Origin of the sequence: Streptomyces tirandamycinicus, from assembly GCF_003097515.1 — a bacterium.
In the GTDB taxonomy this organism is placed as follows: Bacteria; Actinomycetota; Actinomycetes; order Streptomycetales; family Streptomycetaceae; genus Streptomyces; species Streptomyces tirandamycinicus.
In genome coordinates this window covers 3,919,878-3,943,979 of record NZ_CP029188.1, presented here as the reverse complement: position 1 = coordinate 3,943,979, position 24,102 = coordinate 3,919,878, and the positions used below count along the sequence as shown (strand labels likewise).

At 71.0% G+C, this 24,102-nt stretch carries 23 protein-coding genes; 4 read left to right on the top strand and 19 right to left on the bottom strand.

Annotated elements, in window-relative coordinates:
• Positions 1–5: 5 nt before the first annotated feature.
• The 12 genes from nuoL to DDW44_RS17450 all read right to left on the bottom strand — a co-directional run bounded on the left by nuoL (position 6) and on the right by DDW44_RS17450 (position 13,042).
• Complete coding sequence (gene nuoL, locus DDW44_RS17505) at positions 6–1,910, bottom strand: NADH-quinone oxidoreductase subunit L (protein ID WP_017948732.1); 1,905 nt, start codon at positions 1,908–1,910, stop codon at positions 6–8.
• 14 nt (positions 1,911–1,924) lie between these two features.
• Positions 1,925–2,224, bottom strand: a complete 300-nt coding sequence (gene nuoK / locus DDW44_RS17500) for an NADH-quinone oxidoreductase subunit NuoK (RefSeq protein WP_017948731.1) — start codon at positions 2,222–2,224, stop codon at positions 1,925–1,927.
• Positions 2,221–3,120, bottom strand: a complete 900-nt coding sequence (locus DDW44_RS17495) for an NADH-quinone oxidoreductase subunit J (RefSeq protein WP_018889394.1) — start codon at positions 3,118–3,120, stop codon at positions 2,221–2,223. Before DDW44_RS17495 ends, nuoK begins: the two co-directional genes overlap by 4 nt.
• Positions 3,117–3,758 carry an NADH-quinone oxidoreductase subunit NuoI gene (gene nuoI, locus DDW44_RS17490; protein WP_017948729.1) on the bottom strand — a complete coding sequence of 214 codons (642 nt, stop codon included), beginning with the start codon at positions 3,756–3,758 and terminating at the stop codon, positions 3,117–3,119. Before nuoI ends, DDW44_RS17495 begins: the two co-directional genes overlap by 4 nt.
• Entirely contained in the window at positions 3,751–5,160 is a 1,410-nt protein-coding gene (nuoH, locus tag DDW44_RS17485) for an NADH-quinone oxidoreductase subunit NuoH (protein ID WP_108907016.1), read from the bottom strand. Before nuoH ends, nuoI begins: the two co-directional genes overlap by 8 nt.
• Positions 5,157–7,685 (bottom strand): NADH-quinone oxidoreductase subunit G, encoded by a 2,529-nt coding sequence (locus DDW44_RS17480; RefSeq protein ID WP_108907015.1) that lies wholly within the window; start codon positions 7,683–7,685, stop codon positions 5,157–5,159. The genes nuoH and DDW44_RS17480 overlap by 4 nt, the downstream gene beginning before the upstream one ends.
• Positions 7,682–9,046 carry an NADH-quinone oxidoreductase subunit NuoF gene (gene nuoF / locus DDW44_RS17475; RefSeq protein WP_017948726.1) on the bottom strand — a complete coding sequence of 455 codons (1,365 nt, stop codon included), beginning with the start codon at positions 9,044–9,046 and terminating at the stop codon, positions 7,682–7,684. Before nuoF ends, DDW44_RS17480 begins: the two co-directional genes overlap by 4 nt.
• On the bottom strand, positions 9,046–9,903 hold the full coding sequence (nuoE, locus tag DDW44_RS17470; protein WP_017948725.1) for an NADH-quinone oxidoreductase subunit NuoE: 858 nt from the start codon (positions 9,901–9,903) through the stop codon (positions 9,046–9,048). Before nuoE ends, nuoF begins: the two co-directional genes overlap by 1 nt.
• 17 nt (positions 9,904–9,920) lie before the next feature.
• A complete protein-coding gene (locus DDW44_RS17465; protein WP_170812520.1) occupies positions 9,921–11,297 on the bottom strand; it encodes an NADH-quinone oxidoreductase subunit D in 1,377 nt (458 codons plus the stop codon).
• Positions 11,294–12,022, bottom strand: coding sequence for an NADH-quinone oxidoreductase subunit C (locus DDW44_RS17460; RefSeq protein ID WP_017948723.1), 729 nt, complete (start codon positions 12,020–12,022; stop codon positions 11,294–11,296). The genes DDW44_RS17465 and DDW44_RS17460 overlap by 4 nt, the downstream gene beginning before the upstream one ends.
• Before the next feature lie 91 nt (positions 12,023–12,113).
• Positions 12,114–12,668 (bottom strand): NuoB/complex I 20 kDa subunit family protein, encoded by a 555-nt coding sequence (locus DDW44_RS17455; RefSeq protein ID WP_003998928.1) that lies wholly within the window; start codon positions 12,666–12,668, stop codon positions 12,114–12,116.
• A 14-nt stretch (positions 12,669–12,682) separates the two neighbouring features.
• Complete coding sequence (locus DDW44_RS17450; RefSeq protein ID WP_017948722.1) at positions 12,683–13,042, bottom strand: NADH-quinone oxidoreductase subunit A; 360 nt, start codon at positions 13,040–13,042, stop codon at positions 12,683–12,685.
• Between the two features lie 716 nt (positions 13,043–13,758).
• On the opposite strand from DDW44_RS17450, the gene DDW44_RS17445 reads away from it, so the two are divergent.
• Complete coding sequence (locus DDW44_RS17445; RefSeq protein WP_108907014.1) at positions 13,759–14,556, top strand: C40 family peptidase; 798 nt, start codon at positions 13,759–13,761, stop codon at positions 14,554–14,556.
• A 429-nt stretch (positions 14,557–14,985) separates the two neighbouring features.
• On the opposite strand, the gene DDW44_RS17440 is transcribed toward DDW44_RS17445, so the two are convergent.
• Complete coding sequence (locus DDW44_RS17440) at positions 14,986–16,275, bottom strand: geranylgeranyl reductase family protein (protein ID WP_017948720.1); 1,290 nt, start codon at positions 16,273–16,275, stop codon at positions 14,986–14,988.
• Positions 16,276–16,374: 99 nt separating this feature from the next.
• On the opposite strand from DDW44_RS17440, the gene DDW44_RS17435 reads away from it, so the two are divergent.
• Positions 16,375–16,887 (top strand): GNAT family N-acetyltransferase, encoded by a 513-nt coding sequence (locus DDW44_RS17435; protein WP_017948719.1) that lies wholly within the window; start codon positions 16,375–16,377, stop codon positions 16,885–16,887.
• 228 nt (positions 16,888–17,115) lie between these two features.
• On the opposite strand, the gene DDW44_RS17430 is transcribed toward DDW44_RS17435, so the two are convergent.
• From DDW44_RS17430 to DDW44_RS17410, 5 genes are all read right to left on the bottom strand, one after another.
• On the bottom strand, positions 17,116–18,027 hold the full coding sequence (locus DDW44_RS17430) for a glutaminase (RefSeq protein ID WP_017948718.1): 912 nt from the start codon (positions 18,025–18,027) through the stop codon (positions 17,116–17,118).
• Between the two features lie 20 nt (positions 18,028–18,047).
• A complete protein-coding gene (locus DDW44_RS17425; protein ID WP_017948717.1) occupies positions 18,048–18,743 on the bottom strand; it encodes a demethylmenaquinone methyltransferase in 696 nt (231 codons plus the stop codon).
• Between the two features lie 113 nt (positions 18,744–18,856).
• Complete coding sequence (locus DDW44_RS17420) at positions 18,857–19,516, bottom strand: hypothetical protein (RefSeq protein WP_108907013.1); 660 nt, start codon at positions 19,514–19,516, stop codon at positions 18,857–18,859.
• 7 nt (positions 19,517–19,523) lie between these two features.
• On the bottom strand, positions 19,524–20,723 hold the full coding sequence (mqnC, locus tag DDW44_RS17415) for a cyclic dehypoxanthinyl futalosine synthase (RefSeq protein WP_017948715.1): 1,200 nt from the start codon (positions 20,721–20,723) through the stop codon (positions 19,524–19,526).
• 215 nt (positions 20,724–20,938) lie between these two features.
• Entirely contained in the window at positions 20,939–21,835 is an 897-nt protein-coding gene (locus DDW44_RS17410) for a menaquinone biosynthetic enzyme MqnA/MqnD family protein (protein ID WP_017948714.1), read from the bottom strand.
• 269 nt (positions 21,836–22,104) lie between these two features.
• On the opposite strand from DDW44_RS17410, the gene DDW44_RS17405 reads away from it, so the two are divergent.
• On the top strand, positions 22,105–22,308 hold the full coding sequence (locus DDW44_RS17405; RefSeq protein WP_017948713.1) for a cold-shock protein: 204 nt from the start codon (positions 22,105–22,107) through the stop codon (positions 22,306–22,308).
• Between the two features lie 420 nt (positions 22,309–22,728).
• On the top strand, positions 22,729–23,127 hold the full coding sequence (locus tag DDW44_RS17400; protein WP_018889403.1) for a DnaJ family domain-containing protein: 399 nt from the start codon (positions 22,729–22,731) through the stop codon (positions 23,125–23,127).
• A gap of 278 nt (positions 23,128–23,405) precedes the next feature.
• On the opposite strand, the gene DDW44_RS17395 is transcribed toward DDW44_RS17400, so the two are convergent.
• A complete protein-coding gene (locus DDW44_RS17395) occupies positions 23,406–24,026 on the bottom strand; it encodes a TetR/AcrR family transcriptional regulator (protein ID WP_208648045.1) in 621 nt (206 codons plus the stop codon).
• Positions 24,027–24,102: the final 76 nt, after the last annotated feature.

Below are 24,102 nucleotides of genomic sequence, written 5' to 3'. Positions count from 1 at the left end.
GTCGGTTACACCGCCCTCATCAGCAGGGTCGCGGCGATCAGCACCGCAGTACCTCCGAACATCGTGACCGCGTAGGTGCGGGCGTAGCCGTTCTGCAGTTTCCGCAGCCGGCCGGAGAGGCCGCCGAAGGACGCCGCCGTGCCGTTGACGACCCCGTCGACCAGGCTGTGGTCGACGTAGACGAGCGACCGGGTCAGGTGCTCGCCGCCCCGGACCAGGACCACGTGGTTGAAGTCGTCCTGGAGGAGGTCGCGGCGGGCGGCCCGGGTGAGCAGCGAGCCGCGCGGCGGGGTGACCGGTACCGGGCGCCGGCCGTACTGGAGATAGGCCAGCGCGACGCCGAGGACCATCACGGCGACCGTCGCGGTCGTGACCGTGGCGGCGCTCAGCGGCGAATGGCCGTGGTCGAAGCTGGTGACCGGCTCCAGCCACTTCACGAACGACTCGTGCCAGGAGAACAGCCCACCGGCGAAGACCGAGCCGAAGGCGAGGACGATCATCGGAATGGTCATCGTCCGCGGCGACTCGTGCGGGTGCGGCAGTTCGCCCTTGGCGTCGGGCTGCCAGCGCTTCTCGCCGAAGAAGGTCATCAGCATCACGCGCGTCATGTAGAAGGCCGTGATGGCCGCGCCCAGCAGGGCCGCGCCGCCGAGGATCCACCCCTCGGTGCCGCCCTTGGCGAAGGCCGCCTCGATGATCTTGTCCTTGGAGAAGAAGCCGGACAGGCCGGGGAAGCCGATGATGGCGAGGTAGCCGAGGCCGAAGGTGACGAAGGTGATCGGCATGTACTTCCGCAGACCGCCGTACCTCCTCATGTCCACCTCGTCGTTCATGCCGTGCATGACCGAACCGGCGCCGAGGAACAGCCCGGCCTTGAAGAAGCCGTGGGTGACCAGGTGCATGATCGCGAAGGCGTAGCCGATGGGGCCGAGACCCGCCGCCAGGATCATGTAGCCGATCTGCGACATCGTCGACCCGGCCAGCGCCTTCTTGATGTCGTCCTTGGCGCAACCGACGATCGCACCGAAGAGCAGCGTGACCGCGCCGACGGTGACGACCGCGAGCTGGGCGTCCGGGGCGGCGTTGAAGATCGCCCCGGAACGGGTGATCAGGTAGACGCCGGCGGTGACCATCGTGGCCGCGTGGATCAGGGCCGAGACCGGGGTCGGGCCCTCCATCGCGTCCCCGAGCCAGGACTGCAGCGGCACCTGGGCGGACTTGCCGCAGGCGGCGAGCAGCAGGAGCAGTCCCAGGGCGGTCAGCGTGCCCTCGGACGTCCTGCCCGTGGAGTCCAGCACCGGGCCGAAGGCGAAGGTGCCGAAGGTGGTGAACATCAGCATGATGGCGATGGACAGGCCCATGTCGCCGACCCGGTTGACCAGGAAGGCCTTCTTCGCCGCCGTCGCCGCACTGGGCTTGTGCTGCCAGAAGCCGATGAGCAGGTACGAGGCCAGGCCGACGCCCTCCCACCCGACGTACAGCAGCAGGTAGTTGTCGGCGAGGACCAGCAGGAGCATCGCCGCGAGGAACAGGTTGAGGTAGCCGAAGAAGCGGCGGCGGCGCTCGTCGTGCTCCATGTACCCCACGGAGTACAGATGGATGAGCGAGCCGACGCCGGTGATCAGCAGGACGAAGGTCATCGACAGCTGGTCGAGCTGGAAGGCGACGTCCGCCTGGAAGCCGCCGACCGGGATCCAGCTGAACAGGTGCTGGTACAGGGTGCGGTCGTCGCCGGGCCGGCCGAGCATGTCGGCGAAGAGCACGACGGCGACGACGAAGGAGGCGGCGGCGAGCGCGGTGCCGACCCAGTGCCCCGCGCGGTCGAGCCGGCGGCCGCCGAGGAGCAGCACCACCGCTCCGAGCAGGGGCGCCGCGACCAGCAGCGCGATCAGGTTCTCTGCGTTGTCCACGAGTCTGCGACCCCTTACAGCTTCATCAGGCTGGCGTCGTCGACCGAGGCCGAGTGGCGGGAACGGAACAGCGACACGATGATCGCGAGCCCGACCACGACCTCGGCGGCGGCGACGACCATCGTGAAGAAGGCGATGATCTGGCCGTCGAGATTGCCGTGCATCCGGGAGAAGGCGACGAGCGAGAGGTTGCAGGCGTTGAGCATGAGCTCGATGCACATGAAGACCACGATCGCGTTCCGCCTGATCAGCACGCCGGACGCGCCGATCGTGAACAACAGGGCCGCGAGGTAGAGATAGTTGACGGGATTCACCGCTTGGCCTCCTGTCCCTCGCCCCGGCCGTCCCGGTCGAGTTCGTCCCGGTCCCGGCCGAGGCGCTCCTCGGAGCGCCGCTCCAGGGCCCTGAGGTCGTTCAGCGCCTCCCGGGACACGTCGCGGATCTGGCCGCGGTCCCGCAGCGTCTTGCTGACGGTGAGTTCCGACGGGGTGCCGTCGGGGAGCAGACCGGCGACGTCCACCGCGTTGTGCCGGGCGTACACGCCCGGGGCGGGCAGCGGGGTCGGGAGCTTCCAGCCGTAGTCCGCGGATGCGGGGTGGCGGTCGGGCGACGGCGGGGCGCTCGCCTCGCGCACCCGCTGCTCGGCCAGTTCCCGCTGGGTCCTGGCGCGCTCGGTGCGCTCCCGGTGGGTGAGCACCATCGCGCCCACCGCCGCCGTGATGAGGAGGGCGCCGGTGACCTCGAAGGCGAAGACGTACTTGGTGAAGATCAGCGCCGCCAGGCCCTCGACGTTGCCCGCCGCGTTGGCCTCGCCGAGTCCGACGAAGGCCGCGGGGCCCAGCGAGGCCTGGCCGATGCCCGCGATCATCAGCACGCCGAAGCCGATGCCGCAGAGGGCCGTCCACCAGCGCTGGCCCTTCAGCGTCTCCTTGAGGGAGTCCGCGGCCGTCACGCCGACGAGCATGACGACGAAGAGGAAGAGCATCATGATCGCGCCGGTGTAGACGATGATCTGGACGACGCCCAGGAAGTACGCGCCGTTGGCGAGGTAGAAGACCGCCAGGATGATCATGGTCGCGGCGAGGCACAGCGCGCTGTGCACGGCCTTCTTCATCAGGATGGTGCCCAGCGCCCCGACGACGGCGACGGTGCCGAGCACCCAGAACTGCACGGCCTCGCCGGTGGAGGTCGCGGCGGCCAGAGCGCTCATGCGTCGGCCCCCTTCTGCGCCGCCGGCTCGGCGGACCCGGTGTCCGAGGCGGCGTCCTGGGGCTTCTCCCCCTTGGAGACGGCCGGCTGGCGCTCGGTCCCGGGCGCGGCCTCGGTGACCAGGCCCCGGTAGTAGTCCTGCTCGTCCGTGCCCGGGTAGATCGCGTGCGGGGTGTCGACCATGCCGGGCTCGAGGCCCGCCAGCAGCTGCTCCTTGGTGTAGATCAGGTTCTCGCGGGAGCTGTCGGCCAGCTCGAACTCGTTGGTCATCGTGAGTGCCCGGGTCGGGCACGCCTCGATGCACAGGCCGCAGAGGATGCAGCGGGCGTAGTTGATCTGGTAGACGCGGCCGTACCGCTCGCCCGGCGAGTAGCGCTCCTCCTCGGTGTTGTCCGCGCCCTCCACGTAGATGGCGTCCGCCGGACAGGCCCAGGCGCACAACTCGCAGCCGACGCACTTCTCCAGCCCGTCCGGATGCCGGTTGAGCTGGTGCCGGCCGTGGAAGCGCGGCGCCGTGGTCTTCTGCTGCTCCGGGTACTGCTCGGTCAGCCGCTTCTTGAACATGGCCTTGAAGGTCACGCCGAAGCCGGCGACCGGGTTCTGGAACGCGCTCCCGGAATCCTCGGGTCGCTCAGACACCGTCAGCCTCCTTTCCGTCACGAGGACCGTCACTGTCAGTATTGGCGCCGCCACTGACAATCAGCTCGCGGTCGCGGCGCGGCCGCCTGCGCGGAGCCTGCGGCAGCACCTGTCCGGGCAGCGGGGGCACCGGGAAGCCGCCGGCCATCGGGTCGAACGCGCCGGGCGCCCCGCCCCCTTCGGCCTCCGCCGCCTCCTTCGCCTCCGCGTCGGCCCGCTCCTTCCTGCCCCGGAAGAGGTCCGCGACGAAGGACAGCAGCAGCACGGCGAGGACCGCACCGCCGACGTACAGCACGATCTGCGAGAAGTCGCGGCCGTCGTTGCGCAGCGCCCGCACGGTCGCCACGAGCATCAGCCAGACGACCGAGACGGGGATGAGCACCTTCCAGCCGAGCTTCATCAGCTGGTCGTAGCGGACGCGCGGGAGCGTGCCGCGCAGCCAGATGAAGAAGAAGAGCAGCAGCTGCACCTTGAGGACGAACCAGAGCATCGGCCACCAGCCGTGGTTCGCGCCCTCCCAGAAGGTGCTGACGGGCCACGGAGCCCGCCAGCCGCCCAGGAACAGGGTGACGGCGACCGCCGAGACGGTGACCATGTTGACGTACTCGGCGAGCATGAACATCGCGAACTTGATGGACGAGTACTCGGTGTTGAAGCCGCCGACCAGGTCGCCCTCGGACTCCGGCATGTCGAACGGGGCCCGGTTGGTCTCGCCGACCATCGTCACGATGTAGATGAGGAACGAGACCGGCAGCAGCAGGACGTACCAGCGGTCCGCCTGCGCCTCCACGATCGTCGAGGTCGACATCGATCCGGAGTAGAGGAAGACCGAGGCGAACGCGGCGCCCATGGCGATCTCGTACGAGATCACCTGTGCGACCGAGCGCAGTCCGCCGAGCAGCGGGTACGTCGAACCGGACGACCAGCCGGCGAGCACCATGCCGTAGATGCCGACCGAGGCGACCGCGAGGAGGTAGAGCACCGCGATCGGCAGGTCGGTCAGTTGCATCGTGGTCCGCTGACCGAAGATCGAGACCTCGTTGCCGGCCGGGCCGAACGGGATGACGGCGATCGCCATGAACGCCGGGATCGCCGCGATGACCGGCGCGAGGACGTAGACCACCTTGTCCGCGCGCCTGACGATCACGTCCTCCTTGAGCATCAGCTTGACGCCGTCCGCGAGGGACTGGAGGAGGCCCCACGGGCCGTGCCGGTTGGGGCCGATGCGCAACTGCATCCAGGCGACGACCTTGCGCTCCCACACGATGGAGAACAGCACCGTCACCATCAGGAAGGCGAAGCAGAACACCGCCTTGACGACGACGAGCCACCAGGGGTCCCGCCCGAACAGCGAGAGGTCCTCCGCCGCGAGCAGCGTCTGGTCGAGGAGTGCCGGGTTCACGCGCGCACCTCCGGTACGTCGTCGGGGCCGGCGGTCCCCTGGCCGGCCGTTGCCGCGGGGCCGACGCGGACGAGCCGTCCGGGCGTCGCGCCCGTGTCGCTTGCGACGCCGCCGCCGACCGAGTTGAGCGGGAGCCACACCACGCGGTCGGGCATCTCGGTCACCCGCAGCGGGAGGTGCACGGACCCCGAGGGGCCGCTGACGGCGAGCAGATCGCCGTCCTTGACCCCGGTCTCGGCCGCGGTGGCGGCGGAGAGCCGGGCGACCGCCGCGTGCCGGGTGCCGGCCAGCGCCTCGTCGCCCTCCTGGAGCAGGCCCTGGTCGAGCAGGAGCCGGTGGCCGGCCAGGACCGCCTCGCCCTCGCCGGGGCGGGGCAGCGGCATGGCGGACTCGGCGGGAGCGTCCGCCCTGGGCCCGGTCCAGGTGCCGAGGCGGTCCATCTCGCGCCGCACGGACCGCAGGTCGGGCAGGGCGAGATGGACGTCGAGCGCGTCGGCGAGCATGTGCAGCACCCGCGCGTCCGCCGGGGCCGGCGGGCGGGTCATCTGGTCCGGCTTGAGCGCGGCCTCGAAGAGCCGTGCCCTGCCCTCCCAGTTGAGGAACGTGCCGGCCTTCTCGGCCACGGCCGCGACCGGGAAGACCACGTCGGCCCGCGAGGTGACCTCGGAGGGCCGCAGCTCCAGCGAGACCAGGAACCCGGCCGAGTCGAGCGCCTCCCGGGCGCGGGCGGGGTCGGGCAGATCGGCGACCTCGACACCGGCGACGACCAGGGCGGCCAGTTCGCCGCTTGCGGCCGCTTCCAGGATTTGCCCGGTGTCCCGGCCGTAGCGGTGCGGCAGTTCGCGTACGCCCCAGGCCGCCGCGGTCTCCTCACGGGCCCGCAGATCGGTGGCGGGACGGCCGCCGGGCAGCAGCGACGGCAGGGCGCCGGCCTCGACCGCGCCGCGCTCCCCGGCCCGGCGCGGGATCCAGACGAGCGCGGCGCCGGTCGCCGCGGCCGTGCGCACGGCCGCGCTCAGCGCGCCCGGCACCCCGGCCAGCCGCTCACCGACGACGATGACGGCCCCTTCCGACCGCAGCGCCTCGGCGGCGGTGGCGCCGTCCCCGTCGAGCCCGGTGCCGGACGCCAGCGCGTCCAGCCACTCGGCCTCGGTGCCGGGGGCGGTCGGCAGCAGCACCCCTGCGGCCTTCGCCAGACCGCGGGTGGTGTGGGTGGCGAGGGAGAACGTCCGCTGGCCGTGCTTGCGCGCGGCCTTGCGCAGCCGGAGGAAGACGCCGGGGGCCTCCTCCTCCGACTCCAGGCCCGCCAGCAGCACCGCCGGGGCCTTCTCCAGCGAGGTGTAGGTGACGCCGCCGCGGTCGAGGTCCCGGCCGTGGCCGGCGACCTCGGCGGCGAGGAAGTCGGCCTCCTCCGAGGAGTGGACCCGGGCCCGGAAGTCGATGTCGTTGGTGCCGAGGGCGATCCGGGCGAACTTGGCGTACGCGTAGGCGTCCTCGACCGTCAGCCGGCCGCCGGTGAGCACGGCGGCCCGGCCGTGCGCCGCCGCGAGTCCGGTGGCGGCCGCCTCCAGGGCCTCCGGCCAGCTCGCGGGTTCCAGCTCGCCGGTCTCCCCGTTGCGGACGAGCGGGGTGGTGAGGCGGTCGCGCTGCTGGGCGTAGCGGAAGGCGAACCGCCCCTTGTCGCAGATCCACTCCTCGTTGACCTCAGGGTCCTCGGCGGCGAGCCGCCGCATGACCTTGCCGCGCCGGTGGTCGGTGCGGGTCGCGCAGCCGCCCGCGCAGTGCTCGCAGACGGACGGCGACGAGACCAGGTCGAAGGGCCGGGAGCGGAACCGGTAGGCCGCCGAGGTCAGCGCGCCGACCGGGCAGATCTGGATGGTGTTCCCGGAGAAGTAGGACTCGAAGGGGTCGCCCTCGCCCGTGCCGACCTGCTGCAGCGCACCGCGCTCCAGGAGTTCGATCATCGGGTCGCCCGCGATCTGGTTGGAGAAGCGGGTGCAGCGGGCGCAGAGCACGCACCGCTCGCGGTCGAGCAGCACCTGGGTGGAGATGGCGACCGGCTTCTCGTAGGTGCGCTTCCTGCCCTCGAAGCGGGACTCGGCCTGACCGTGCGAGACCGCCTGGTTCTGCAGCGGGCACTCGCCGCCCTTGTCGCAGACCGGGCAGTCGAGCGGGTGGTTGATGAGCAGCAGCTCCATCACGCCCTTCTGCGCCTTCTCGGCGACGGGCGAGGTGAGCTGCGACCTGACGACCATGCCGTCGGTGCAGGTGATGGTGCAGGAGGCCATCGGCTTGCGCTGGCCCTCGACCTCGACGATGCACTGCCGGCAGGCGCCGACCGGGTCGAGGAGCGGGTGGTCGCAGAACCGGGGGATCTCGATGCCGAGTTGCTCGGCGGCCCGGATGACCAGGGTGCCCTTCGGCACGGAGATGTCGACACCGTCGATGGTCAGCGTGACCAGGTCCTCCGGCGGGACCGCGGCGCTCCCGCCGCCGCCGGACGCGGCGGACGTGGTGACGGTCATGCGTCCACCTCCAGGTTCGACACGGCCCAGGCCGTGGACTTCGCGGGGTCGAAGGGGCAGCCCCGGCCGGTGATGTGCTGCTCGTACTCGTCGCGGAAGTACTGCAGCGAGGAGAAGATCGGCGAGGCGGCACCGTCACCGAGGGCGCAGAACGACTTGCCGTTGATGTTGTCGGCGATGTCGTTCAGCTTGTCGAGGTCCTCCATGACGCCCTTGCCGGCCTCGATGTCGCGCAGCAACTGCACGAGCCAGTAGGTGCCTTCGCGGCAGGGCGTGCACTTCCCGCAGGACTCGTGGGCGTAGAACTCGGTCCAGCGGGTGACGGCCCGGACGACGCAGGTGGTCTCGTCGAAGCACTGCAGCGCCTTGGTGCCGAGCATCGACCCGGCGGCGCCGACGCCCTCGTAGTCCAGCGGCACGTCGAGGTGCTCGTCGGTGAACATCGGGGTGGAGGAGCCGCCGGGGGTCCAGAACTTCAGCCGGTGGCCCGGGCGCATCCCGCCGCCCATGTCGAGCAGCTGGCGCAGGGTGATGCCGAGCGGGCCCTCGTACTGGCCGGGGCGGGCGACGTGGCCGCTCAGCGAGTACAGCGTGAAGCCGGGGGACTTCTCGCTGCCCATCGAGCGGAACCACTCCTTGCCCTTGTTGAGGATCGCGGGAACGGACGCGATGGACTCGACGTTGTTCACCACCGTGGGGCAGGCGTACAGACCGGCGACCGCGGGGAAGGGGGGCCGCAGCCTGGGCTGTCCGCGGCGGCCCTCCAGGGAGTCCAGCAGGGCGGTCTCCTCGCCGCAGATGTACGCACCGGCGCCCGCGTGCACGGTGAGTTCGACGTCGAGCCCGCTGCCGAGGATGTTCCTGCCGAGGTAGCCCGCGTCGTAGGCCTCGCGGACGGCCTCGTGCAGCCTGCGCAGTACGGGGACGACCTCGCCGCGCACATAGATGAAGGCGTGGCGGGACCGGATCGCGTAGCAGGCGATCACGATGCCCTCGATGAGGGAGTGGGGGTTGGCGAAGAGGAGCGGGATGTCCTTGCAGGTGCCCGGCTCCGACTCGTCGGCGTTGACGACGAGGTAGTGCGGCTTGCCGTCGCCCTGCGGGATGAACTGCCACTTCATCCCGGTGGGGAAGCCCGCGCCGCCGCGGCCGCGCAGTCCGGAGTCCTTGACGTACGCGATCAGTTCGTCGGGGGCCATCGCGAGGGCCTTGCGCAGTCCCTCGTAGCCCTCGTGCTCGCGGTAGGTGTCCAGGGTCCAGCACTCGGGCTGGTCCCAGAAGGCGGAAAGGACGGGCATGAGCAGCTTCTCCGGGCTGGTTCCGCCGCCGGCCTCCGGCCCGTACTCGGTGGACACGGTCATCACTCCCCCTCCTCGGAAACCGGGCCGGCCGGGTGGGCCGGGTCGGACGCCGACGTGTCCTGTGAGTCGTTCTGCGTCCCGGCGGGACTCGTCGAGGGGTGGTGGTCGGGCGACGGGCGGGCGTGGGAGCTGAGGTGCTCACCGGGCGGCTCGTCCTGCGGGGCGGCACCCCGCGGGTGGACGACCCTCCGCTGGGGGGCCTCGCCCTTGGCCAGTTGCAGGCCGACGAGGGTGGCGGGGCCGGCCCCGCCGGTGGCCGCGACGGCTCCGGGGCGCTCGTCGGGGAAGCCGGCCAGGATGCGGGCGGTCTCCTTGAACGTGCACAGCGGGGCGCCGCGGGTGGGCTCGACGGGGCGTCCCGCCCTGAGGTCGTCGACGAGCCTGCGGGCCGACTCGGGGGTCTGGTTGTCGAAGAACTCCCAGTTGACCATCACCACGGGGGCGAAGTCGCAGGCCGCGTTGCACTCGATGTGTTCGAGGGTGACCTTGCCGTCCCCGGTGGTCTCGCCGTTGCCGACGCCGAGGTGTTCCTTGAGGTCGTCGAAGATCGCGTCGCCGCCCATCACGGCGCACAGGGTGTTGGTGCAGACGCCGACCTGGTAGTCGCCGGACGGCTTGCGGCGGTACATGGTGTAGAAGGTGGCGACCGCGGTGACCTCCGCCGTCGTCAGGTCCAGCATCTCCGCGCAGAACCGCATACCGGTGCGGGTGACGTGGCCCTCCTCCGACTGCACGAGGTGCAGCAGCGGCAGCAGCGCGGAACGGCTCTCCGGGTAGCGGCCGATGATCTGCCGGGCGTCCGCCTCCAGCCTCGCGCGCACCTCGGACGGATAGTCGGGGGCGGGGAGCTGGGGCATCCCGAGCGATACGTCTGTCACCGGTCGACGCCTCCCATCACGGGGTCGATGGACGCGACGGCGACGATGACGTCGGCCACCTGGCCGCCCTCGCACATCGCCGCCACGGCCTGCAGGTTGGTGAAGGACGGGTCGCGGAAGTGGACCCGGTGGGGGCGGGTGCCGCCGTCGGAGACGACATGGACGCCGAGCTCGCCCTTGGGGGACTCGACGGCCGCGTACGCCTGTCCGGCGGGGACCCGGAAACCCTCGGTCACCAGCTTGAAGTGATGGATCAGGGCCTCCATGGAGGTACCCATGATCTTCTTGATGTGGTCGAGGGAGTTGCCGAGACCGTCCGGGCCGAGCGCGAGCTGCGCGGGCCAGGCGATCTTCTTGTCCTCGACCATCACCGGGCCGGGGCCGAGCCGGTCCAGGCACTGCTCGACGATCCGCAGCGACTGCCGCATCTCCTCCAGCCTGATCAGGAAGCGGCCGTAGGAGTCGCAGGTGTCCGCGGTGGGGACGTCGAAGTCGTAGGTCTCGTAACCGCAGTACGGGTCGGTCTTGCGCAGGTCGTGCGGCAGCCCGGTGGAGCGCAGGATCGGGCCGGTCGCGCCGAGGGCCATGCAGCCGGCCAGGTCGAGGTAGCCGATGTCCTGCATCCGGCCCTTGAAGACGGGGTTGCCGGTGGCGAGCTTGTCGTACTCGGGAAGGTTCTTCCGCATCTTCTTCACGAACTCGCGGATCTGGTCCACGGCGCCCGGCGGCAGGTCCTGGGCCAGACCGCCGGGGCGGATGTACGCGTGGTTCATCCGCAGGCCGGTGATCAGCTCGAAGATGTCGAGAACGAGTTCACGGTCGCGGAACCCGTAGATCATGATCGTGGTGGCGCCGAGCTCCATGCCGCCGGTGGCGATGCACACCAGGTGGGAGGAGAGCCGGTTGAGCTCCATCAGCAGCACGCGGACGACCGAGGCCCGGTCGGGGATCTGGTCCTCGATCCCGAGGAGCTTCTCCACGGCGAGGCAGTACGCCGTCTCGTTGAAGAACGGCGTCAGGTAGTCCATGCGCGTGACGAAGGTGGTGCCCTGCGTCCACGTCCGGTACTCGAGGTTCTTCTCGATGCCGGTGTGCAGGTAGCCGATGCCGCAGCGGGCCTCGGTGACGGTCTCGCCCTCGATCTCCAGGATCAGCCGGAGCACACCGTGGGTGGACGGGTGCTGGGGACCCATGTTGACGACGATGCGCTCGTCGTCCGCCTTGGCCGCGGTCTCCGCGACCTCGTCCCAGTCGCCGCCGGTGACCGTGTACACGGTCCCCTCGGTCGTCTCGCGGGCGGTCGAGAGGGGCGTTCCGGAGGGCCCCTGAGCGGTCTGGTCGCCGGGGGGCCGGTGGGCAGCCGATGTGTTCATGAGTACGACCTCCGCTGGTCCGGAGCCGGGATCTGGGCGCCCTTGTACTCGACGGGGATGCCGCCGAGGGGGTAGTCCTTGCGCTGCGGGAAGCCCTGCCAGTCGTCCGGCATCATGATCCGGGTGAGGGCGGGGTGGCCGTCGAAGACCAGACCGAAGAAGTCGTAGGTCTCGCGCTCGTGCCAGTCGTTGGTCGGATAGACCTCCACCAGCGACGGGACGTGCGGGTCCGCGTCCGGGGCGCTGACCTCCAGGCGGATCAGCCGGCCGTGGGTGAGCGAGCGCAGATGGTAGACGGCGTGCAGCTCGCGTCCCTTGTCGCCCGGGTAGTGCACGCCGCTCACGCCCGTGCACAGCTCGAACCGCAGCGCCGGGTCGTCGCGCAGCGTCCTGGCGACGCCGACGAGGTGCTCGCGGGAGACGTGGAAGGTGAGTTCGCCGCGGTCCACGACGGTCTTCTCGATCGCGTTCTCCGGGACGACGTCCTGCTCCTCGAGGGCGCCCTCGAGTTCGTCGGCGACCTCGTCGAACCAACCGCCGTAGGGGCGGGTGGCGGCGCCGGGCAGCCGGACGGAGCGGACGAGCCCTCCGTAGCCGGAGGTGTCGCCGCCGCCGTCGGCGCCGAACATGCCGCGCTGCACGCGGATCTCCTCGCCGTGCTCACCGCGCTGCCCTGGCAGGTTCTGCTCGGAGAGCTCCTTCTCCGGGTTCGGCTGGTCGGTCACCTGTGCACCCCCTTGATCGCGTCCGTGCCCGCAACTCGCAGGGGTGCGGGCTTCGTCGTCGTCTGCGGCCCGGCGGCCGTGCGCACGTCGCTCACCGGAGCAGCCCCTTCATCTCGATCGTCGGGAGCGCCTTGAGTGCCGCCTCCTCCGCCTCACGGGCGGCTTCCTCCGCGTTCACTCCGAGCTTGGAGGTCTGGATCTTCTGGTGGAGCTTGAGGATGGCGTCCATCAGCATCTCCGGCCGAGGGGGGCAGCCGGGCAGATAGATGTCAACAGGAACAATGTGGTCAACACCCTGCACAATCGCGTAATTGTTGAACATTCCGCCTGACGATGCGCAAACCCCCATGGAAATCACCCACTTGGGGTTGGGCATCTGGTCGTAGACCTGCCGCAGCACGGGCGCCATCTTCTGGCTCACCCGCCCGGCCACGATCATCAGGTCGGCCTGCCGGGGGGAGCCGCGGAAGACCTCCATGCCGAAGCGGGCCAGGTCGTAGCGGCCCGCACCGGTCGTCATCATCTCGATGGCGCAGCAGGCGAGGCCGAAGGTCGCGGGGAAGACGGACGCCTTGCGCACCCAGCCCGCGGCCTGCTCGACGGTGGTCAGCAGAAAGCCGCTCGGCAGCTTCTCTTCGAGTCCCATTGCCCCTCAGCCCCTCAGTCCCATTCCAGGCCGCCGCGCCGCCAGACGTAGGCGTAGGCGACGAAGACGGTGAGCACGAAGAGCAGCATCTCCACGAGCCCGAAGATCCCCAGGGCGTCGAAGCTGACGGCCCAGGGGTAGAGGAAGACGATCTCGATATCGAAGATGATGAAGAGCATCGCCGTCAGGTAGTACTTGATCGGAAAGCGGCCCCCTCCGGCCGGCGTCGGCGTCGGCTCGATACCGCACTCGTAGGCCTCGAGCTTCGCGCGGTTGTACCGCTTCGGGCCGACGAGCGTGGCCATGACCACGGAGAAGATCGCAAAGCCTGCCCCTAGGGCGCCGAGCACGAGGATGGGCGCGTAGGCATTCACGCTCCTCGCTCCTTCCAGTCGTCCTTGACCGTTGGACCGCACCGGGACTCGCCTCGCCGCCCCGCGAAGATCATGCTCATGTGAGGCAGTTCACAAGCCCGACTGCTCCGCATCCTATGCCCGCCGGTCTGTGATCTGCGACACGGGGTAGGGCAAGGACTTTGTGATCTCCACCACCTGACGAAGGATCATGAAGCCGGATGAGCGGTGATCTTCGTACGGGAAGCGCACAAGCGACTACGAAAAGTGAACATTTTCCCCGTTACTGCTGGTCAGAGCCCGGTGCCACTAGCAGGGGCGACGACGTCCGGGCAAATTGGCGATGGACCGGACCGGGTGATAAGGGGAGGCCTTCACTCGCACGAGGGGGCCGGGCGGACGGAAGTGGACGTGTGCATGCGTTCACGAACGCCGCCGGATGTGTTCATGAGCAACGCCCAGGGTCGCCGGCGGTGACCGTTCTGTGACCTGCGCCACTCGGGGCGAGGTCCGGAAAACCGGGGCTTGGCCATCGGTGTGAAGGGGTGGTAAGCGGCGGGCAATCCGGACCTTTTCACGAAAGCCCACGATCACAGCCCTGATCACCACTGCCCGTTTTGCCCGTTACGGCGTCAATAAAGGCGACACGCAGGCCGAATCGCCCGCCCGCGGCGGCAACTGTGGTGGAAAGCACGTTTCTTGAAGGGAACCATGGAGCCCTGATAGCGGTTGTACCCATGTCCCACACCGCTCACATACGTAGCCACCGGAAGCCCCGCCGCAGCTCCTCGAAGCTCGCGCTGCGCGCCGGAGTTGCCGGTGGCGTCCTCAGCACCATCGCGGTGGCCGGAAGCGCCGGGCCGGCGAACGCCGAGCCGGTGACCGAGACCATCGAGATGCCCGCGCTCACCATCGACAGCCCGGAGCTCGCCGGCGCGGTCGCCCTCTCCGCCGAGGCGACCCAGCAGGCGGCCCTGGCCCTCGATCTGCGGACCCAGGAGAACGCCGCCGCCGTCAAGGCGGCGAAGGCCGCGAAGAAGGCCAAGGCGGAGGCCGAGCGCAAGGCCGAGGCCGAGCGGAAGGCCGAGGAGGCCGCCCGCGCCGCGGCCGAGGAGCGCTCCTCGCGCTCCTCGGAGCGCACCACCCTGTCCGACGCCTCGCAGGGCGTCTCCAACGCCTCCGGCTCCGTCGGGACCGTGATCGCCTTCCTCAAGGCGCAGCTCGGCGACGCCTACGTCATGGGCGCCACCGGCCCCAACTCGTGGGACTGCTCCAGCCTGGTCCAGGCCGCGTTCCGCCAGGTCGGCATCGACCTGCCGCGCGTCTCCCAGGACCAGTCCGTGGCGGGCACCCAGGTGTCCCTGGACAACCTGCAGGTCGGCGACATCCTCTACTGGGGCGGCGCCGGCTCCGCGTACCACACCGGTGTCTACATCGGCGACGGCAAGTACCTCGACGCCGCCAACCCGAGCAAGGGCGTCGTCATCCAGGAGCTGTCGGGCTACCCGGCGAGCGGCGCGGTCCGCGTCCTCTGACCCGGCCCGAAACGCTCCCCCGGAGCACCCGGTTCACCCCGGGACCGCCGGAACAGGCCACCGTCTCCCCGTCCGGGGGCGGTGGCCTCGGCGTTTTTGCGGTCCTGCGGTCCCGGCGCCCTTCGCCGGGACCGAGGGCAAGGCTCCCGGCCGTGGGCGGTCCGGGCGGTTCCCGGGCGGTCCCGGGCGATGCCGGCCGGTCTCGGGCAGTCGTCCGGCTTCGGGCGATCTCGGGCAGTCTCGGGCGATCTTCAGGGATGGGGCCCTGCACCGCCCGGCGGACTGCCGGCCGCGGCGGGCCTGAGGAGGGGTGCGGGCGCCGCCCCTGCCCGTAGGGACCGGGGCGGCGCCCCTCCGGGCTTCGCGGGCCGGGCCTTCAGGCTCCCGGAGCCCCCTTGACCGGACCGGACCGCAGGTACTCCCGCATGATCAGGCTTTGGGGGCCACCTTGGAGAGGCCGTTGATGATCCGGTCCATCGCGTCGCCTCCGGTGGGGTCCGTGAGGTTGGCCAGCATCTTCAGCGTGAACTTCATCAGCACCGGGTGCGTCAGGCCCCGCTGCGTCGCGATCTTCATGACCTTCGGGTTGCCGATGAGCTTCACGAACGCCCGGCCCAGCGTGTAGTAGCCGCCGTAGGTGTCCTTGAGGACCTTCGGGTAGCTGCGCAGGGCCAGTTCCCGCTGGGCGGGCGTGGCCCGGGCGTGCGCCTGGACGATGACGTCGGCGGCGATCTGCCCGGACTCCATGGCGTAGGCGATGCCCTCGCCGTTGAACGGGTTGACCAGGCCGCCCGCGTCGCCCACGAGCAGCAGGCCCCTGGTGTAGTGCGGCTGCCGGTTGAAGGCCATGGGGAGCGCGGCGCCGCGGATCGGGCCGGTCATGTTGCCGGGGACGTAGCCCCATTCCTCCGGCATCGAGGCGCACCAGGCCTTGAGGATCTCGCGCCAGTCCAGCTCCTTGAAGGACGCCGAGGTGTTCAGGACACCGAGGCCGACGTTGGAGGTGCCGTCTCCCATGCCGAAGATCCACCCGTACCCGGGCAGCAGCCGGTCCTCCCCGGGTCCGCGGCGGTCCCACAACTCCAGCCAGGACTCCAGGTAGTCGTCGTCGTGCCGCGGGCTGGTGAAGTACGTGCGGACGGCGACGCCCATCGGGCGGTCCTCGCGCCGGTGCAGCCCCATGGCGAGGGAGATGCGGGAGGAGTTGCCGTCGGCGGCGACCACGAGCGGCGCGCGGAAGGTGACCTCGCGCTTCTCGTCACCGAGCCGGGCGTGGACGCCCGTGATGTGACCGGTGCGGTCGTCGACGATCGGGGCGCCGACGTTGCAGCGCTCGTACAGCCGCGCGCCCGCCTTCTGCGCCTGCCGCGCCAGCTGCTCGTCGAAGTCGTCCCGCTTGCGCACCAGTCCGTAGTCCGGGTAGCTGGCCAGCTCCGGCCAGTCCAGCTGCAGCCGGACCCCGCCGCCGATGATCCGCAGGCCCTTGTTGCGCAGCCAGCCGGCCTCCTCGGACACGTCGATGCCCATGGCGACCAGCTGCTTGGTGGCGCGCGGGGTGAGCCCGTCGCCGCAGACCTTCTCGCGGGGGAACGCCGTCTTCTCCAGCAGCAGGACGTCCAGGCCGGACTTGGCCAGGTGGTAGGCGGTCGTCGAACCGGCCGGGCCTGCCCCGACGACGATCACATCTGCGGTGTGCTCGGAGGGGGTCGTCTCGGTCACGGCGGGTTCTCCCGAAGACTCGAATTCACGTGCCGTGCGGCACAGGTCGTGTGCAGTCTATGGGGGCGTACCGAACGGCGACCGAAGGGCTCCCCCACGATGACCGCAGCGTCTCTCCCCGTCGTCCAGCTCCGTGTGCCCACCGAGGAGGACACGTTCGCCTGGCACCGCGCCTTCGACGACCCCGAGGTGATGGAGTTCCAGGGAGGCAGGTCCGCCGAAGTGTCCGTGTACGAGGAACTCACCGCGCGGCAGCGGCGGCACGACGCCGAGCGGGGCTTCTGCCTGTGGACGCTGCTGGACGAGAAGGGCGAGGTGTGCGGCTTCACGGGCGCGCAGCCGTGGCCGCACGACGGGTTCGGCCCGGTGGGGGAGATCGAGATCGGCTGGCGGCTCGCGCGCCCGTACTGGGGCCGCGGCTATGCGACGGCCGCCGCCCGCACGGCACTGGACCGGCTGCGCGCGGCCGGTGTGCCGTCCGTGGTCGCGATGGTCGACTCGCGCAACGAGCGGTCGATCGCGGTGACCCGGCGCCTGGGCATGGAGCTCGCCGAGACGTACGCCGTCCCGGACCGCGACCGCACGGGGCTCTGCTTCCGGCTCACCCTGTAGCGAGCGCCGGGTCCGTGGCCCGGGTGGACAGGGCCGACTCGATCGAGGACGTGCCCGGCGTCCGCCCGGTACCGGTCGCGCTCCGTGCGGTGGACCGCGTACTCGGTGCCGTCCGCCCGTCCGCCCGTCCGCCCGTGCGCCCGTGCGCCGTTCGTCAGTGTGCTCGTGCGCTCGTGCCCTCGCGCCCGTCCGCCCGTGCGCTCGCCCGCCGTCCGCTCGTCCGGGCGCTCAGAACACCGACAGCCCGGTCAGCGTGGTGAAGCGGTCCAGCGCCGCCACGCCCGCCACCGAGTTGCCCTGCCCGTCCAGGCCCGGGCTCCACACGCACAGCGTGCACCGCCCCGGCACCACCGCCACGATCCCGCCGCCGACCCCGCTCTTGCCGGGCAGCCCGACCCGGTAGGCGAACTCGCCCGCCGCGTCGTACGTACCGCAGGTGAGCATCACCGCGTTGACCTGCTTCGCCTCGCTGCGGGTCAGCAGCCGGCTGCCGTCCGCGCGCAGTCCGTGACGGGCCAGGAAGCGGGCCGCTCGGGCCAGGTCACCGCAGCTCATCTCGATCGAGCACTGCCAGAAGTAGTGGTCCAGCAGCGCGGGGACGGGATTGGCGATGTTGCCGTACGAGGCCATGAAGTGGGCCAGCGCGGCGTTGCGGTCGCCGTGCCCGGACTCGGACTCGGCGACCTCCGGGTCGAAGGCCAGCTCCGGGTTGCCGCTCTCCTGCCGCAGGAACTCCAGCAGCTCGCTGCTCGCGTCGCCGGTCAGGGTCAGCAGCCGGTCCGTGACGACGAGGGCCCCGGCGTTGATGAACGGATTGCGCGGGATGCCGTTCTCGTACTCCAGCTGCACCAGCGAGTTGAACGGGTTGCCGGAGGGCTCGCGGCCCACGCGCTCCCAGAGGCCGTCGCCGCCCAGGGAGAGCGCGAGGGCCAGGGCGAAGACCTTGGTGACCGACTGGGTGGAGAACGGTCGCTCCCAGTCGCCCACGCCGTGGACCTTGCCGTCGAGGTCGGCGATGGCCATGCCGAAGTGGCGGGCGTCGACGGCGGCCAGGGCCGGGATGTACTCGGCCGGGGTGCCGCTGCCGACCAGCGGTGCGACGTCCTGCGCGATCCGCTCCAGGATCGACTGGTAGTCCATGGTGCGCGGTGCCCGGGGACTTACCGGGACTTGGTGCCGCGGTGCAGCGCGACGATCCCGCCGCTCAGATTCCGCCAGGCCACCTTCGACCAGCCGGCCTTCTGGAGCATCGCGGCGAGGTCCGCCTGCTCGGGCCAGGACTGGATCGACTCGGCGAGGTAGACGTACGCGTCGGGGTTGGACGACACCGCGCGGGCGACGGGCGGCAGCGCCCGCATCAGGTACTCCTCGTACACGGTCCGGAAGGGCGCCCAGGTGGGGTGCGAGAACTCGCAGATGACCACCCGGCCGCCGGGCTTCGTCACCCGGTGCAGCTCGCGCAGGGCCTGGTCGGTGTCCTGGACGTTGCGCAGCCCGAAGCTGATCGTCACGGCGTCGAAGGAGCCGTCCCGGAAGGGCAGCCTGGTCGCGTCGCCTGCGGTCAGCGGCAGCCACGGGTGCCGCCGCTTGCCCTCCCGCAGCATGCCGAGGGAGAAGTCGCAGGGCACCACGTACGCCCCGGTGCGGGTGAACGGCAGCGAGGACGTGCCGGTCCCGGCGGCCAGGTCGAGGACCCTCTCGGCGGGCCGCGCGCCGACGGCCTCGGCGACCTCCCTGCGCCAGCGCCGGTCCTGGCCGAGCGAGAGCACGTCGTTGGTGAGGTCGTAGTTCGCCGCGACATCGTCGAACATCGAGGCGACTTCGTGCGGCTGCTTGTCCAGGGATGCGCGGGTCACTGGCGTTCGGCCTCGCAGTGTCGGGTGCGGACGGTACGCGGGTCATTGTCTCAGGCGCACCGCGAGACGCCCGGTGGGGGCGTGCCCGCGGGTCCCGGGCCCGGCCGGTGCCGTCAGCGCCGCCGGTACACCAGCCGGCCCCCGAGGACGGTGGCGACGCAGCTGCGGGCGCCGTGCTCGCGCAGGGCGGCCAACGGGTCGCCGCCCGGCGGCACGCCGAACACGGCGAAGTCCGCGACCGGCTGGGGCCCCTCGGGCCCCAGCCGGTCCGGGAGGACCTCCGCGACGGGGCGGCCCGCGAACAGGTCGAGGGACACGGGCCCGCGCGGCTCCGCGGAGCGCTCCGCGCGGCCGAGACCCACCCGCGCCACCGCGTCCAGGACGGCCCGGCACCGGAGCTCCCCGGCCACCGCCACCGTGCCGTGCGCGAGCATCCGCTGGGCGCCGCGCCGCGCGCTCGCTCCCCACCGGGCGTCCGTCATCTCCAGCGCGGCGAGCGCGGCGCCGGTGAGCGGCTCCGTGCCCAGTTCGTCCGCCTCGCGCGGGTCGGGGTGGTAGGCCCGCTCCAGCAGTTCGGGCCCGTACGGGTTGCACAGGCCCGGCGTCAGCACCCCGGGCCAGCGCCGTACCCGAGCGCGCGGATGCGCCGCGACCACCTCCCGGTAGGGGCCCACGGCGGCGATCGCGCCCCCCAGCACGGCGACCGCGCCGTCCGGCACGGGCGCCTCCCGGCCACCGGGCAGCAGCAGGTCCGCCGCGTGGATCGTCAGCACGGCGCCGTCAGTTGGCGTTGAGCAGCTTCAGTTCCGGGTGCGCGGTGCCGCCGTCGATCGCCGTCGACGAGATGTGCGACACGACGCGGTCGTCGACGGGGTCGTCCGCCGGGTCGTCGTGCACGACGATGTGCTCGTACGTCGTCGTCCGCTGCGCCGGGACCCGGTCCGCGCGGCGGATCAGGTCGATGATCTCCTGCCGGTTGGAGCGGTGCCTGGCGCCCGCCGAGGAGACCACGTTCTCCTCCAGCATGATCGAGCCCAGGTCGTCCGCGCCGTAGTGCAGCGACAGCTGGCCGATCTCCTTGCCCGTGGTCAGCCAGGAGCCCTGGATGTGCGCGACGTTGTCGAAGAACAGCCGGGCGATCGCGATCATCCGCAGGTACTCGAAGATCGTCGCCTGGGTCCGGCCCTTGAGGTGGTTGTTCTCGGGCTGGTAGGTGTACGGGATGAAGGCCCGGAAGCCGCCCGTACGGTCCTGCACGTCGCGGATCATCCGCAGGTGCTCGATGCGCTCGGCGTTGGTCTCGCCGGTGCCCATCAGCATCGTGGACGTCGACTCCACACCGAGCCCGTGCGCCGTCTCCATGATGTCCAGCCAGCGCTCGCCGGACTCCTTCAGCGGGGCGATCGCCTTGCGCGGCCGCTCCGGCAGCAGCTCGGCACCGGCGCCCGCGAAGGAGTCCAGACCGGCCGCGCTGATGCGCCGGACGGCCTCCTCCACGGACACTCCCGAGATCCGGGCCATGTGCTCCACCTCGGACGCGCCGAGGGAGTGGATCACCAGCTGCGGGAACTCCCGCTTGATGGCGGCGAAGTGCTTCTCGTAGTACTCCACGCCGAAGTCCGGGTGGTGACCGCCCTGGAACATGATCTGCGTGCCGCCCAGCTCGACCGTCTCGGCGCAGCGCCGCAGGATGTCGTCGAGGTCCCGGGTCCAGCCCTTGGCGGTGTCCTTGGGCGGGGCGTAGAAGGCGCAGAACCGGCAGGCCGTGACGCACACGTTGGTGTAGTTGATGTTGCGCTCGATGATGTACGTCGCGATGTGCTCGGTGCCCGCGTAACGGCGCCGGCGCACGGCGTCCGCCGCGGCGCCCAGCGCGTGCAGCGGCGCGGAGCGGTAGAGGTCGAGCGCCTCTTCGGGGGTGATCCGCCCGCCCTCGGCGGCACGGTCCAGGACGGACTGGAGGTCGGCCTTCTGGGTCACCGGGGTGTCACCTTTCGGCGGTGGAGCAGGGCGTTACCGGACCGTGCCAGCCTACGACAGGCCCGTTGCCCGCCCCTCGGGGGCACCTCGGCGGCTCGGCCCGCGCTCGCCCCGGCGGTGCGGGCCGGCGGGTGGCCGGCCGGCTCGATCCCGTCCCTCGCCGCGGGTGGGACCGCCCACCTGAGCGCCCGCCCACCGGACTGCCCGCACCTGGCTCAGGCACCGAGCAGTTCGACCGCCACGTCGGCCGGGAAGCCCGTCGTCGGGCCGGTCCTGCGGGCGAACTCCCGGACACCGGCCAGCTGCTCGGGACCGAAGCGGAAGTCGAGCGTCGTGAAGTACCGCTCGAGCACCGCCGCGTCGAACGCCTCCCAGCGCGCCGCCTGCTCGGCGACCTTGGCGACCTCCTCGAGGGAGAGGTCGCGGGAGGCCAGGAACGCCTCGTGGACCTGCCGTACCACCCGGGGCTCCCGCCGCAGATAGTCCCGGCGGGCCGCCCACACCGCGAAGACGAACGGCAGGCCGGTCCAGTCCTTCCACATCCGGCCCAGGTCGTGGACCCGCAGCCCCAGCCTCGGCGCGTCGTGCAGCGACGCGCGCAGCGCGGCGTCGCCGATCAGTACGGCCGCGTCCGCCTCCTGCATCATCACGCCCAGGTCGGGCGGGCAGCTGTAGTAGTCGGGCGCCACCCCGTACTGCTCGGCGAGCAGCAGCTGCGCCAGGCGCACCGAGGTGCGGGAGGTGGACCCGAGGGCGACCCGGGCGCCGTCCAGCCGGTCCAGCGGCAGCTGCGAGACGATCACGCACGACATGACCGGCCCGTCGCAGCCGACCGCGATATCGGGGAAAGCGACGAGTTCGTCGGCGTTGCGCAGATATTCCACAAGGGTGATCGGGCCGATATCGAGATCACCGGCGACCAGCCGTTCGGAGAGCTTCTCCGGGGTGTCCTTCGTGAGCTCGAGATCCAGGAGCGTCCCGGTGCGGGCGAGGCCCCAGTACAGCGGCAGGCAGTTCAGGAACTGGATGTGACCGACCCGCGGCCGGCTGCGACCGCCGTGATCGACGGCGGCGTTCTCGGCGTGTTCCGCGGGTGCTGCGTGACTGTCCACATCGTGAGGCTAGACCGGGGGACCCGCCTTCGAATGGCCGGGGCACCCCGCCGAGAGCGTCAGCATGTCAAGGCTGCATCAAACGTCCGGGTGACGTGATCTTTCCCTCTACCCATCTGAACACCGTGCGTGCTAGGCTCAACGCAAGTTGCAGTTTGGTTTCCCTTGCAGTGCAGAGCCTGCGGAGCATGTAACCCGCAGGCTTTTGTAGTTTTCAGACTTGTTTGCAGGTTCTGGAGCAGGGCAACCCTTTGGCCCAAGGAGGGCTTATGGCTACCGGAACCGTGAAGTGGTTCAACGCTGAAAAGGGCTTCGGCTTCATCGCCCAGGACGGCGGCGGCCCGGATGTCTTCGTCCACTACTCCGCGATCAACGCGACCGGCTTCCGCTCCCTCGAGGAGAACCAGGTCGTGAACTTCGACGTCACCCAGGGCCCGAAGGGCCCGCAGGCGGAGAACGTCACCCCGGCCTGATGCGACCGGGTCGGCGATCGCGCACGACTTAGCAGTACCCAAGGAGCCCCGCCCGTACATCGCGTACGGGACGGGGCTCCTGCCCTTCCGGCCTCCTGCCGGCAGCCGTATTCGCCACCCGAACGGCCGAAAACCGGAAAGCGAAACGGAAACGGGAACGGGAACCGCAGGGGAAATGACGGTGAACGGGAGAGGAAAGGAAACCTCCCCGGAGGTCTCACAACTCCCGGAACATGATGTTCACCCCACCATGCCGTGCTGCGGGTGCCTGCACGCGCCCAGGGCGGGTGCCTGAAGGCGCCCGGGACCGTGCCCAGGACGCGGAATCCCGGCTCCTCCCACAGCCGCGTCGCGGGATTCGTCTCCACGGCCTTCCGGAGACCCGGTCGGCCGGGGCCGCCGGTCCGTACCCTGGAACCCATGACCGAGCGCAAGCCCCCGGGCGTCAGTTTCGAGTCGTGGGTCGACAAGCAGATCCGCGACGCGAGGGAACGCGGCGAGTTCGAGGAGTTGCCGGGCCTCGGCAAGCCCCTGCCCGACGACCTGGCGCCGTACGACGAGCTCTGGTGGGTCAAGGGCAAGATGCACCGCGAAGGCATCGCCGTGCTGCCTCCCGCCCTCGCCCTGCGCAAGGAGGCCGAGGACGCGCTGGAGAAGGCCCACCGCGCGCCCTCGGAGACCGCGGTGCGCCGGATCATCACGGAGATCAACGAGAAGATCACCAAGATGCTCCTGATGCCGCCCCCGGGGCCGCCGCTCGGTCGAAAGCCGTACGACGTGGACGAGGTCGTCCGGGAGTGGCGGCTCAGGCAGGGCTGACGGGTCGCGAAGCGGCCGGGCCGGACGCCGCACACCGCTTGCCCACTGCCCACTGCCCACTGCCCGGTCGAACGATGGGGCGGTACGGACGGCAGCGGTGCCGTGCGCACGCCGGGTCCGGGGCAGCCGGACCGGGCCCGGACTCGGGTCGCCGGTCCGTGCCGGTTCCCGACCCGGTCCGGAACGGTCTCCGTTCTCCGTTCTCCGCGGGGCCTACGGCAGGAACGACACGGCCCCCGGTGCCATGCGCGGGCGGGCCGCGAGGGACCGGCGGCACCTCATCGGGCGGGCGGCGCCCAGCGTTCCCCCTTCATGAGGTTTCCCAGGCCCTCCCATGCGAAGTTCATCAGCGTCGCCGCCGCCTGCCGCGCGGAGACGCCCGGGGTGTCGTTCGCCCACCCGGCCAGCGACTCCGCCGCCCCGACGAGTGCCTGGGCCAGGCCCGCCGCTTCCCCGGCGGCGACTTCGCCGGGCCCGTGGGCCTCGCGCGCCGCCGCCCCGATCAGCCCCGTCACGAACGTCACGATCTCGTCCCGCAGCACCGCCACCTCGGCGGCGAACGGCTCGCCGTGCGTACGGGCCTGCCGGTGCAGCACGGCCCAGGCGTCCGGGTGCTCGTTCGTGTGCCGGAAGAACGCGGTCAGGCCCTCCCACAGTTGACGGTCCGCCGGCAGCCCCGGGTCCACCGCGGCCCGTACGGCCGCGACCAGTGCCGCGGACTCCCGCCGGATACAGGCGGTGAAGAGGTCTTCCTTGGAGTTCAGATAGAGGTAGACCAGCGGCTTGGACACCCCCGCGAGCTCGGCGATCTCGTCCATCGACGCCGGCCGGTACCCCCGTTGCCCGAACGTCTGCACTGCGGCGTCGAGCATCTGCTGCTCCCGCATGGCACGCGGCATCCGCTTGCCCCGACCGGCACCACCCACGTCAGACGTCCTCCCGGCCACCGGCCACCGAACTGTTGTCCGGTAAGCC